Below are 12,413 nucleotides of genomic sequence, written 5' to 3' on the forward strand. Positions count from 1 at the left end.
CGCCCTAGAGCGGGACGTCGCCCTCGATATGGACCGGCGTGACCGTGCCTTCCTCCAGGTTGTAGAGCGCGCCCACGATGGCCGTGCGCCCGTCGCTGATCGCCCGGTCCACGGCCGCGGACTTCTCGCGGATCGCGGTGACGGTCTGACGGACGTTCTCGATCACGATGTCCTGGTACGCCGCCTCCGGGTCGCGACGCGCCTCGAACACGGCCGGGGCGATCCGCTCCACCACGTCGCGCAGGTAGCCCGAAGGAGTGGAGTGGGTGTCGACCGCGTTGATCGTCGCGCCGACCGCGCCGCAGGAGGTGTGGCCCAGCACCAGTGTCAGCGGGATATCGAGCACGTCGACGCCGAACTCGATCGACCCGAGTACCGACGGGTCGACGATGTGGCCGGCGTTGCGGATCACGAACAGGTCGCCGAGCCCCTGATCGAAGATGACCTCCGCGGGCACCCGCGAGTCCGAGCAGCCGAAGACCTGCGCGAAGGGATTCTGGTGCCCGGCCAGTTCGGCGCGCCGTGAGGGGGCCTGGTGCTCGTTGAGGTTTTCTCCGGCTACGTAGCGGGCGTTGCCGCGGAGGAGTCTGGCCATTGCGGTATCGGGTGTCGTCGCGATCTGCATACACCCATTGTGCTCCTGCGGATCCCGTTGTGGTGCTGCAGGGTCCTTCAAAGGTCCAGCCGGAGAATCCTCCCAGTGGCGCTCATAGCGCGGCGTCAGCGAATCCCAGGACCTCGACGCAATCACCGTCAATTGTCAGTTCGGCGTGGTCGTGCGCGCGCGTCCGACCCCGGTTGATCACCACTACTGGGGTGCCGGTGGTCACCGCTCTGTGCACGAACCGGTATCCGGATCTGACCGTGAGTGAGGATCCGACGACGACGACGAGGTCGGCCTCGTCGACCATGTTGTTGGCCCGGGACACACGGTCCGCCGGGACGTTCTCCCCGAAGTAGACGATGTCGGGTTTGAGCACGCCCCCGCAGAGCCGGCAGTCCACCATGCGAAATCCGGAGGTGTCGTCTAGTACGGCGTCGGCGTCGGGGGCCACCTCGATCGCACCGCCTGTCGCCACCCGTTCGGCGAAACCCGGATTGAGGGTCTCCAGCTGCTCGTGGAGGGCCCACCTGCTCAGCCGGGCTCCGCAGCCCAGACACGTCACCACGCCGTAGGTGCCGTGCAGATCCACTATCTGGCGACTTCCAGCCTTGAGGTGGAGCAGGTCCACGTTCTGCGTGATCACGCCGGCGACCAGACCACGGCGCTCCCAGTCAGCGAGTATCAGGTGCGCGGCGTTGGGGCGGGTGGCCTCCATGTGCCGCCACCCCAGGTGGTTCCTCGCCCAGTAGTGCCGACGGAATGCGAGATCCCCGACGAACTGCTGGTAGGTCATCGGGGTGCGCGCAGGGGAGTCCGGCCCCCGGTAATCGGGGATGCCCGAGGGCGTGGAGATCCCGGCACCGGTGAGCACCACGGCCCGCCGGTCCCGCAGCAGTTCCGCGAGTGCGACCGCACGCTCGACGATGTCAGCGTCAGGTTCGGTGCGTTCGGCGGGAGTCCAGGCGGTCTCGCGGATCCGGACCATCACAGCCCCCCGGATCCCGAGCAATCGTGCGCGCACACCACGTCCAGCGTCTCGCCCCTGCGGTCGGCCAATGCGGCAAGTCGCGCATGCGTCAGCGCGACCGCCCCCGGCTCCAGCGCCAGGACGCGCTCCAGGGGCCTGGTCTGTGCGGGGACCGGTACTGCCGACCGGATCTGCCCACGATGGTAGAAGGCATCACCGGCGTGGAGGACGTCCTTGTCGTCGTCGCCCGGTACGAACACCCCGGCGTGGCCCGCCGCGTGACCGGGCAGATCCACCAGCATCATCCCCTCGGCGACGTGGTCCAGCGGATGCACGCGGAACCCCTCCCATCGGTCGGTCCCGTAGACGTACTCGACGAAGCGCGGGCCGTGCGCCCACTGCGTGCGCCGGTACCTGCGACGCTCCACGAAGCGCGGCGTTCGTACCGCCCACGTCAGTGCCTCGGCTGCCACGTGCACACGAGCCTCGGGGAAGTCAGCGAGACCGCCCGCGTGGTCGAGATCGAGGTGCGTCAGGACGATGTCGTGCACGTCGTGGGGATCCAGGCCCAGTTCATCGATACGGCGCACCGCGGTCTCCGCCGGGTCCAATGCCGGTCGCAGCAGATGACGCCCGGGACCCAGGCGGCCCGCAGGGTCAGCGATGTCCTGAAGGCCGATGCCGGTGTCGACCAGGACCAGCCCGCCAGGAGCCTCCACCACGAGGATCCGCGTGGGGGTGCGGCCCGCCATGGTTCCGCAGTTGAGCTGGTGGATCCGCATGTGAGAAACCGTACCGGGGAACGTCGCCGCCGGCTCGGTTGACGGGGCACACTGGATCCATGACCACCTCCGCATCCCGCCCCGGCCGGACCACGGGCGAGGCCCGGCCTGTCCACCCCGTCTATCCGGAGTGGCAGCCACCGTCCACCTCCCGTGCTGCCAACTACGGGCCATTGCCTGCTCCCGAACCGGGCTTCACCCCGGAAGTGATCGTGGTGGGTCACGGGCTCTCGGGACTGGTGGCGACCTACGAGGCCAGCCGGGCGGGCAAGAAAGTGCTCGTGGTGGACCAGGAGAACGAGAAGAATCTCGGCGGTCAGGCCTACTGGTCGCTCGGCGGGCTCTTCATGGTGGACACGCCGGAGCAGCGGCGGATAGGGATCAGGGACTCCCTCGAGCTCGCCTGGCGGGACTGGCTCGGTTCCGCCGGGTTCGACCGCCCCGAGGACGCGCGTCCGCTCGAGTGGGCCCGCGCCTACGTGGAGTTCGCGGCGGGTGAGAAGCGGCGGTACCTGCACGACCTGGGCCTGCGGATCGTGCCGACTGTCGGTTGGGCCGAACGCGGTGGCGGCGAGGTTGACGGTCACGGCAACTCCGTCCCGCGCTTTCATGTGACCTGGGGGACCGGGCCCGAGGTGGTGCGCGTGTTCGAGGAGCCCGTTCTCGACGCCGCCCGTCAAGGGCTCGTGCGGTTCGCGATGCGGCACCGGGTCGACGAGATCGTGGTGTCCGACGGCCGGGCAGTGGGTGTCCGCGGAGCCACTCTCGTGCCCTGCGGCCTCGACCGCGGAGTCGCCTCACCGCGTGAGGAGATCGGAGAGTTCGAATTCCGGGCCAAGGCGGTCCTGCTGTCCTCCGGCGGGATCGGCGGAAACCCTGACCTGGTCCGCGAGTACTGGCCCACGGACCGACTCGGCGAAGCGCCCCGGAACCTGATCGTGGGTGTCCCCGAGCACGTCGACGGTCGGATGCTCGAGATCTCCGACGGCGCCGGCGTCAATCTCATCAACCGGGACCGGATGTGGCATTACACCGAGGGCGTGTCCAACTTCGCGCCCGTGTGGCCCTCACACGCAATCCGGATCATCCCCGGCCCGTCGACCCTGTGGCTGGACGGCAACGGCGACCGCATGCCGATGCCGCTGTTCCCCGGCTACCACACCACCGCCTCTATCGAGGCCATCCGTCGAGCCGGCCACGATCACTCGTGGTTCATCCTCGATTCGTCGATCGCCGGCAAGGAGTTCATCCTGTCGGGCTCCGAGCAGAACCCCGAGCTCACCGATAAGAGCCTGAAGAAGTTCGCCTCTAAGGCCGGTAGCGGGCTCCCGCCGTCGATCACCGACTTCACTGAGCAGGGTGTCGACTGGGTGGTGGCCGACTCCATCGAGGAGTTGGTGTTCGGGATGAACGAGCTCGTGGACGAGGGTGAGCCTGCGCTGGATCTCGAGAAGGTGCGCGAATTCGTGCTGGCGATGGACGGGCAGATGGACAACCCGTTCGCCAAGGATCTCCAGGTGCAGGCCATCCACAATTCGCGGCGCGTGCTGACGGACAAGCTCACCCGCCTGGCCAAGCCGCACCGCCTCCTCGCCGATTCAGGCGCGGGTAAGGGGTCGGCTGCGGGCTCGGGTGGGCCACTGATCGCCGTCAAGGTGCACCTGATGACCCGCAAGACGCTCGGCGGGATCGAGACCACGCTCGACTCGCAGTGCCTGACCAAGGACGGTCAGCCTTTCCCGGGCCTGTACGCGGCGGGCGAGGTGGCCGGCTTCGGCGGAGGCGGCGTGCATGGCTATAACTCGCTCGAGGGCACCTTCCTCGGCGGCTGCATCTTCTCCGGGATGAAGGCCGGCAGGGCGATCGCGCGCGAGGTCTAGCGCGCGTTCCGCTGCCGTGCCACGCTTTGCCGCGCCGACGACCCGCCCCACCCGCCGCCGCGGCGCGGCGCGGCGATCGTGTTTTGTCGTCGCCACTGCGAGCATTTTCGTCGATTTTCGCAGTGACCACGACATTTCTGGCTGGCGTTGGGCTGCGGCGGGCCGCGCGGCGTTGGGCCGCGGCGGGCTGGGCGGCCTGGGCGGCGTTCGGCTGCGGCGGCGTTGGGCGGCGTTGGGCCGCGGCGGGCCGCGCTTCGTACACCGCGCAGGGAGCGGCGGGGCGGGGCGGGTCAGCCGGCGCTGGCGATCGCGAGCGGCAGTACTGCGGATACGCCCGCAGCCCGCAGGTGGCGGGCCGCCTCCGTCGCGGTCCAACCGGTGCCGAACAGATCCGTCACGAGCAGCACCGGCCCATCGCCCACTGCGGTCGACCCATCGGCGGCGGTGGGCCCGGCGAGGGTGCCCCACAGCTGCGCGACCCGGTAGGCCGAGTTCTGCGCTGTCACCGGCGGTAGAGCGGCGGCGCGGGTGATCTCACCGAGGTCTTCCATGCGGCCCATCTGCGCCAGCGCGCGGGCCAGACTCGCCACCAGGACCGGATGGTCCCCGGTCGTCAGGGCCACCACTCCGGTGGGTCGCTCGGACCAACCCCATTCCCGTAGGACGGGCACGCAGGCGCGGGCCACCCAGTCCGGCGTCTCCTGGTCTGGTTCAGCGAGCAGGGCGCGCAGCTTCTGACCCAGCCCGAGGTCGGTCAGGCGTGCCAGGGCCCGGCCCTCCGCGGGACCGTCCGCGATCTTGCCCTTGAGCGGGATGTCCAGCCGAGCTAGGCCGGTCGGCCACTGGCGGCGCGGGGGCAGCACGACGCCGGGCCGCTCGAGGGCATCTTTCGCGCGCGTGAGGGCGGCGTCGGCGACGGTGGTGGGGCGGCGTTCGCCGGTGCAGTTGTCGCAGCGGCCGCAGCCGGGTGAAGCCGGGTCGAGAGTCGGGTCGTCCAGTTGACTGCGGAGAAAATCCATCCGACAGCCGTCCGTGCGCTGATAGGTGATCATCGCCTGCTGCTCCGCCTGGCGGGCCTCGGCCAGGCCGGCGTAACGCTCGGCGTCGTAGTGCCATGGTTGCCCCGTGGACACCCATCCACCGCGAACCCGCTGGACCGCGCCGTCCACGTCGAGGACCTTGAGAACCATCTCCAGGCGCGTACGACCCAGATCTACAGCGGGCTCAAGTGCCGGGGTGGACTGCGGCCGGTCCGGGAGCAGCGCTTCCAGGACGCGTCGAACCACGTCCTCGGGCGGAAATGCCAGCGAGGCGAAGTGGTTCCAGATGGCCCTGTCCTCTGGGCCGGGTAGCAGGACTACCTCGGCGCGGTCCGCGGCACGGCCGGCACGGCCGATCTGCTGGTAGTACGAAATCGGGGACGGGGGAGCGCCGAGATGTACCACGAAGCCGAGGTCCGGCTTGTCGAAGCCCATACCGAGGGCCGATGTGGCCACCAGTGCTTTGACCTCGTTATCCAGCAGCGCGCGTTCGAGTTCCTCGCGCTCACCGGCGTCGGTGCGGCCGGTGTAGGCGCTGACCCGGTGCCCCGCGGATGTGAGGAGCTCAGCCATGTCCTGCGCGGCCGCGACGGTGAGGCAGTAGATGATCCCGCTGCCGGGTAGCGAGTGTAGGTTCTCGACCATCCAGGCGGCGCGCTTCTCCGAATCGTCGATCTCCACCACCGAGAGCCGAAGCGACTGCCGGTCCAGACCGCCTCGCAGCACGAGAGTGTCGGCCTCGGCGTGTGGGTCGGCACTCGGAGCGTCTCCGGCAGTACCGACTCCGAGTTGCTGCGCCACGTCGCGCACCACTCGGTCGTTGGCCGTGGCGGTGGTGGCCAGCACGGGGACGCCCTCGGGCAGGTCGGTCAGAAGAGTGCGGATCCGACGGTAGTCGGGACGGAAGTCGTGTCCCCAGTCGGAGACACAGTGGGCCTCGTCCACCACCACGAGGCCTGCGTCTGCGGCGAGTGCGGGCAGGACCGTGTCGCGGAAGTCCGGGTTGTTGAGCCGCTCGGGGCTCACCAGCAGCACGTCCACCTCACCGGCCCGGACGGACTGCCGGACCTCGTCCCATTCCGTCATGTTGGCGGAGTTGATCGTGGCCGCCCGCACCCCGGCCCGCGCCGCCGACTCCACCTGATTACGCATCAGCGCCAGCAGGGGCGAGACGATCACTGTGGGCCCCGAGCCGAGTTCACGCAGCAGCCGGGCTGCGATGAAGTAGACAGCCGACTTGCCCCAGCCGGTGCGCTGCACCACCAGAGCACGCCTGCGATCCGCGACCAGGGCCTCGATGGCAGTCCACTGATCTTCCCGCAAGGTAGCTCCCGGGCCGGCGAGCGCTGACAGGAGCTCATCGGCGCGGGATCGCAGCGCCGTGCGATCGAGTCCGGTGGGGGAGATGCCAGTGGGAGTGGGGGCCATGGTGCCCATCGTGCCCCAGAACTCCGACACCGCCGGGCGGGGTGGGGGCGGACCTCGTCGTCGTCCTGGTCGTGTTCTTTCCGGCAGGTCCATACTTGCCGTATGACGCAGACGTGGAAGAACATCGTGGAAGCCGATCCCGAGCACTCCCGGCGGTACGCCAAGCGTTGGGAGGACATGGTTGCGGAAGGCGTCGACATCGACGGCGAGGCGCGACTGGTCGACGCAATGGCGCCGCGCGGCGCGCGGATCCTCGACGTGGGGTGCGGCCAGGGCCGGATGGGCGCGTATCTCTACCAGAGAGGGCACCGGGTGACCGGGGTGGACCTCGATCCGTACCTCATCGACAGGGCGCGCGAGTCGTGCCCGGATGCGCAGTGGGAGGTCGCGGATCTGGCTGACGATGGTTGGGCTCAGGGGCCGTTCGACCTTGCCGTCTCCGCGGGCAACGTGCTGGCATTCGTGGATCCAGCAGACAGGGGCGCGGTGTTGGCCAACCTCGCAGCGCGACTGGAGGCGGACGCCAGGGACGTCGAGAACCGGCCGGGGCGACTCGTTGTGGGATTCGGACTGGACCGGGGGTGGACACGCGAGCAGTTCGACGCCGACGCCGCACAGGCCGGGCTGCGCCTGGTGCAACGCTGGTCCACGTGGGATCTGGAGCCGTTCGACGACGAGAGCGGATTCATGGTCGCGGTACTGGTGCGCGCTTAATCGGGGAGAGCCTCGCGCCGATCGCCTCACCTCGACGATCGGTAAGCTGGCACGCATGACGACGAGCCACCTTGACGCCCTCGACGCCCCCGGCCAGATCGGGGCGGACCCGGTCCGTGACGCTGTTCGTGACGCGGCCAGTCGTGCACGAACCGCCTCTCGCGAGCTGGCGCTGCTCACCGCCGACCGAAAGAACTCGCTGCTGCTCGCGGCGGCCGACGCCCTCGTCGCCGCGGAGGCGCGAATCCTTGAGGCCAACGGTCGTGACATCACCGACCAGGCGGAGGCGGGAACCGGGGAGGCGATGCTCGACAGGCTCCGGTTGACCCCCGAGCGGATCGAGGGCATCGCGGGCGGTCTTCGGCAGGTCGCCGGACTGGCCGACCCGATCGGTGCCGTCGTCCGCGGGTCCGCGCGGCCCAACGGCCTGCAGTTGCGTCAGGTCCGCGTCCCGCTGGGTGTGATCGGCATGATCTACGAGGGGCGCCCCAATGTCACCGTGGACGCCTTCGGACTCGCTTTCAAGTCCGGTAACGCGGCGCTCCTGCGTGGATCGAAGTCCGCTCGTCACTCCAACGAGGCACTGGTCGACGTCCTGCGCGGCGTACTCGCCGAACATGATCTTCCCGTGGACGCCGCGCAATTGTTGCCGTCCGAGGACCGCTCGTCCGTGACGCACCTCATCCAGGCGCGGGGCCTGGTGGACGTGGTGATCCCCCGCGGCGGTGCAGGGCTTATCCAGACCGTCGTGGAGAACGCTAAAGTGCCGGCCATCGAGACCGGCACCGGCAACTGCCACCTCTACATCCATGGAGACGCGGACCTGGACGAGGCGATCAGTCTGCTGATCAACGGCAAGACCCGCCGCTGCAGTGTCTGCAACGCCACAGAGACCGTCCTGATCGACTCCGCCCTCGGCGAAGCAGCGGTGGACCGTATCGTGGGCGCGCTGCGCTCGGCGGGCGTGACCGTGCACGGCGACCGCGAGGGCCTGGTCCCGGCCGACGACGTGGACTGGGGTGAGGAGTACCTGAGCATGGATATCGCCCTCAAGGTTGTCGATGGCGTGGACGAGGCGATCGAGCACATCGCACGATGGTCGTCGGGACATACCGAAGCGATCTCGACTCGCAGCATCGACGTGGCGGACGAGTTCTGTGCTCGTGTTGACGCGGCCGCGGTGATGGTGAACGCCTCCACGGCGTGGACGGACGGCGAGATGTTCGGCTTCGGCGCTGAAATCGGCATCTCCACGCAGAAACTCCACGCCCGGGGCCCGATGGGTCTCGAGGAACTCACCAGCACCAAGTGGATCGCCCATGGAAAGGGGCACGTGCGGCCCTAGCGCCCACACCACCCGGGTCGCCCGACGGCCCGCCCCGGACACTCCGAATCGAAAGGATCCACTCATGGACCGAGCTCGCACCGCCCAACGACCGGCATTCTCCAGCATCGACCACGTCATCGAGGCGCTCGGTGACCAGGGGTATCTGGCGGACCGGTCCACGGCGACCGTCGTCTACCTCGCCGACAGGCTGGGCAAGCCCCTGCTCATCGAGGGCCCGGCGGGTGTCGGCAAGACTGAATTGGCCAAGGCCGTGGCGAGCGCTACCGACGCCGAACTCATCCGACTGCAGTGCTACGAGGGCGTCGACGAGGCGCGAGCGCTGTACGAGTGGAACCACGCCAAGCAGATCCTCCGGATCCAGGCGGGCCAGGGCGAGGGCTGGGATTCCACCCGGGACGATGTGTTCTCCGAGGAGTTCTTGCTCTCCCGGCCGCTACTCACCGCCATTCGCCGCAGCGAGCCCACCGTGCTGTTGGTCGATGAGGTGGACAAGGCCGACATCGAGATCGAGGGACTGTTGTTGGAGGTCCTCAGCGACTTCGCGGTGACCATCCCCGAACTCGGCACCATCGAGGCGACCCGCCTCCCGTTTGCTGTGCTGACCTCCAACGCGGCCCGCGAGCTGTCCGAGGCGCTTAAGCGGCGCTGCCTCTACCTGCACCTGGACTTCCCGACGCCCGAACTGGAACGCAAGATCTTGGCGTCGAGAGTGCCCGAGCTAGACGACCGGCTGGCCGAGCAACTCGTCCGGGTGGTCGGCGTTCTGCGCGCGATGGCGCTCAAGAAAGTGCCGAGTGTGTCCGAGACGATCGACTGGGGTCGCACCCTCGTCGCACTAGGGCTGGACACCATCGACGACGAAACGGTGCTGCAGACCCTCGGTGTTGTTCTCAAACACCAGTCTGACCAGCTTCGCGCGGCCGCCGAGCTGCGGCTCAACTAGGTCGACGCACAGCAAATCGAAGGCGGGCGCGATGAGCAACGAAACGACCATCAAGGGAACACCGGGCGGTCTGTCCGGCCAACTCGTGGACTTTGTCGACGCACTGCGTCGCAAGGGGATCCCCGTAGGCCCGAGCGAGGCGGTCGACGCGGCGTCCGCGATGGTGCACATCGACCTCCTCGACCGAGCGGCGTTGCGCGAGGCACTGGCCGCGACGATCCTCCACAAGCCGACGCACCGCGGGGTGTTCGACCAGCTCTTCGACCTGTGGTTCCCGGCAGCCGTCGGCGCCCACGCGCAGAGCGACGCGGCGATGGTGGAGGTGGAGATCCCCACCGACGACGACGGCAAGGTGGACCCCGAGGCATTGAACGAACTCATCGCCTCGCTTCTGCTCGAGGACACCGACGAGTCGCGCGCCAAGGCCCGTGCACTGGCAGAGCTCCTGGTGGAGCAGATCGGTTCCTACGATTCGGCCGGCGGACAGAGATTCTCCGCGTACCAGGCGCTCAGCCCGCTCGATACCAGCGCGATCATGCAGAGGATCCTTGACGGACTGCTCGGTGCCGACCCCTTCGACCCGGATGGTGCCAAGAGGCACGCGGAGAAGACCGCCGCAGCGAACTCGGCCGCCGACATGGTGCGCGGATTCTTGCGCGAGGTCGCTGACGAAACCCGCCGACGCACCGCTGAGTCGGTGGGTCGCGACCGGGTGGCGCAGTACGCTGTCGGCCCCGCTGCAGAGCAGGTCGACTTCCTGCGCGCCAACGACCAGGACCTGCAGGCGCTGCGCCGACGTGTGGGTCCGCTCGCCCGCCAGCTGGGCAGCCGTCTCGCAGCCAGGCGTCGTCGCCACCGGCACGGCGCGATCGACATGCGTAAAACCATGCGTAAGTCGATGTCCACAGGCGGGGTGCCGATCGAGTTGGTACTGCGTAAGCCGCGTCCGGCCCGGCCAGAACTAGTGGTGCTGTGTGACGTGTCCGGCTCGGTGGCCGGATTCAGCCATTTCACCCTCCAGTTGGTGCACTCGCTGCGCGAGCAGTTCTCCCGTGTGCGCATCTTCGCTTTTGTCGACACCACCGACGAGGTCACCTCGTTCTTCGAAGCTGGTTCAGATCTGGGTTCAGCGATGAGTCGCATGGTGAGGGAAGCGGAGATCGTCACCTACGACGGGCACTCCGACTACGGTCACGCCCTCCGGGGATTCGCAGACAAGTACGCGCACACGCTCAGCCGGACCGGATCGCTCCTCATCCTGGGCGACGGACGCAACAACTACCGCGACCCGTCGGTCGAGGCGCTCGAGTTCGTCACCGAACGGGTGAGCCATACGCACTGGCTCAATCCGGAGCCCACTAAGCAGTGGGGGACCGGCGACTCGGCGGCCAAGCTCTACTCGCAGTACGTCCCGATGCACGAATGTCGGAACGTGGAACAGCTCACGAAGGTCGTTGCTGGCCTCCTGCCCGTGTGACCGTCGGTGACACCGGGGTGCTGCGTTCGACCGCACCGGGTAGCTGACGGATAGACTGCACGACCATGACCGACACGGGTACCGCCGCGGGCGTCCGACGCCGCATTGGCGTGATGGGCGGGACCTTCGATCCCATCCACCACGGGCACCTCGTGGCGGCCAGCGAGGTTGCCCACAGGTTCGGGCTCGACGATGTCGTGTTTGTCCCCACCGGCCAACCGTGGCAGAAGCGCGGCCGGAAGGTGTCGCCAGCCGAGGACCGCTACCTAATGACCGTCATCGCCACCGCATCCAATCCACGCTTCTCCGTCAGCCGGGTAGACATCGACCGTCAGGGACCCACCTACACGGTCGATACCCTCCGTGACCTGCTGCGGCAGAACCCGGACACCGAACTGTTCTTCATCACGGGCGCGGATGCCCTGGAAAAGATCCTGACGTGGCGCGGGTGGGAGGAGATCTTCGATCTCGCCAGCTTCGTGGGGGTCTCGCGGCCGGGTTTCGAACTGTCCGACACCCATCTCCACCGCACTGGCGACGGGCAGGTTCACCTCCTCGAGATCCCGGCACTGGCGATCTCGTCCACGGAGTGTCGCCGCCGCGCCGCCGACGGGGCTCCTGTCTGGTACCTCGTGCCCGACGGGGTCGTGCAATACATCGTCAAACGCAATCTCTACCGGCCCGAAGGCTCAACCCGCCTGGACGGCACCCCCGCAGCGACGGCTCCGGTACACCTCGAGCCAGAACTCACCGAACCCCACACCGAGGAGAACCCCCTGTGACCGCAAGCCCCGAATCCCTGGAGATGGCCGCGATCGCGGCCCGCGCCGCAAGCGAGAAGCTGGCGACCAACATCGTCGCGATCGACGTCTCCGGTCAGCTCGTCATCACCGATTGTTTCGTCGTGGCCTCCGCCGAGACCGAACGACAGGTTAACGCCGTGGTCGACGAGATCGAGGACAAGCTCCGCGAGGCGGGATACAAGCCGCTGCGCCGCGAGGGCACCCGCGAAGGACGCTGGGCGCTACTCGACTACAACGAGCTCGTGGTGCATGTCCAGCACGTCGACGAGCGCGACTACTACTCGCTGGACCGCCTGTGGAAGGACTGCCCCGTCGTGGAGATCGAGGGCGTGGAATCCTCGAGCCCGGCCACCGCATCGGGCTCCGGCGCCGACGATTCCCTCGCGCCGGAGGAGCCACTGCGGGATCAGGAGCTCTGAACTTCGCG

At 68.3% G+C, this 12,413-nt stretch carries 11 protein-coding genes; 7 read left to right on the plus strand and 4 right to left on the minus strand.

Annotated features, from left to right (window positions below; translation table 11 throughout):
- Positions 1–4: 4 nt before the first annotated feature.
- The 3 genes from ON04_RS04830 to ON04_RS04840 form a co-directional block, all read right to left on the minus strand.
- Positions 5–625 carry a carbonic anhydrase gene (locus ON04_RS04830; RefSeq protein ID WP_010540456.1) on the minus strand — a complete coding sequence of 207 codons (621 nt, stop codon included), beginning with the start codon at positions 623–625 and terminating at the stop codon, positions 5–7.
- A gap of 82 nt (positions 626–707) precedes the next feature.
- Entirely contained in the window at positions 708–1,589 is an 882-nt protein-coding gene (locus tag ON04_RS04835) for a Sir2 family NAD-dependent protein deacetylase (protein ID WP_029457753.1), read from the minus strand.
- Positions 1,589–2,353: an MBL fold metallo-hydrolase gene (locus tag ON04_RS04840; RefSeq protein ID WP_010540458.1), complete on the minus strand. Its 765-nt coding sequence runs from the start codon at positions 2,351–2,353 to the stop codon at positions 1,589–1,591. The genes ON04_RS04835 and ON04_RS04840 overlap by 1 nt, the downstream gene beginning before the upstream one ends.
- A gap of 59 nt (positions 2,354–2,412) precedes the next feature.
- Between ON04_RS04840 and ON04_RS04845 the strand changes: the two genes are divergently transcribed.
- Positions 2,413–4,233, plus strand: coding sequence for an FAD-binding dehydrogenase (locus tag ON04_RS04845; protein WP_010540459.1), 1,821 nt, complete (start codon positions 2,413–2,415; stop codon positions 4,231–4,233).
- A 290-nt stretch (positions 4,234–4,523) separates the two neighbouring features.
- Here the strand turns inward: ON04_RS04845 and ON04_RS04850 are convergent, their stop codons facing one another.
- Entirely contained in the window at positions 4,524–6,701 is a 2,178-nt protein-coding gene (locus ON04_RS04850; RefSeq protein WP_141564640.1) for a RecQ family ATP-dependent DNA helicase, read from the minus strand.
- Between the two features lie 102 nt (positions 6,702–6,803).
- On the opposite strand from ON04_RS04850, the gene ON04_RS04855 reads away from it, so the two are divergent.
- The 6 genes from ON04_RS04855 to rsfS all read left to right on the plus strand — a co-directional run bounded on the left by ON04_RS04855 (position 6,804) and on the right by rsfS (position 12,405).
- The gene (locus ON04_RS04855; RefSeq protein ID WP_010540461.1) at positions 6,804–7,415 is read left to right on the plus strand and encodes a class I SAM-dependent DNA methyltransferase; all 612 of its coding nucleotides are present in this window, start codon (positions 6,804–6,806) and stop codon (positions 7,413–7,415) included.
- 55 nt (positions 7,416–7,470) lie between these two features.
- Positions 7,471–8,760 carry a glutamate-5-semialdehyde dehydrogenase gene (locus ON04_RS04860; protein WP_010540462.1) on the plus strand — a complete coding sequence of 430 codons (1,290 nt, stop codon included), beginning with the start codon at positions 7,471–7,473 and terminating at the stop codon, positions 8,758–8,760.
- Between the two features lie 64 nt (positions 8,761–8,824).
- Entirely contained in the window at positions 8,825–9,706 is an 882-nt protein-coding gene (locus ON04_RS04865) for an AAA family ATPase (RefSeq protein WP_010540463.1), read from the plus strand.
- 31 nt (positions 9,707–9,737) lie between these two features.
- Complete coding sequence (locus ON04_RS04870; RefSeq protein ID WP_010540464.1) at positions 9,738–11,183, plus strand: vWA domain-containing protein; 1,446 nt, start codon at positions 9,738–9,740, stop codon at positions 11,181–11,183.
- Positions 11,184–11,248: 65 nt separating this feature from the next.
- Positions 11,249–11,965: a nicotinate-nucleotide adenylyltransferase gene (gene nadD / locus ON04_RS04875; protein ID WP_010540465.1), complete on the plus strand. Its 717-nt coding sequence runs from the start codon at positions 11,249–11,251 to the stop codon at positions 11,963–11,965.
- Positions 11,962–12,405 (plus strand): ribosome silencing factor, encoded by a 444-nt coding sequence (rsfS, locus tag ON04_RS04880; RefSeq protein WP_010540466.1) that lies wholly within the window; start codon positions 11,962–11,964, stop codon positions 12,403–12,405. Before nadD ends, rsfS begins: the two co-directional genes overlap by 4 nt.
- Positions 12,406–12,413: the final 8 nt, after the last annotated feature.

Source organism: Dietzia alimentaria 72 (assembly GCF_000226215.1).
Classification (GTDB): domain Bacteria; phylum Actinomycetota; class Actinomycetes; order Mycobacteriales; family Mycobacteriaceae; genus Dietzia; species Dietzia alimentaria.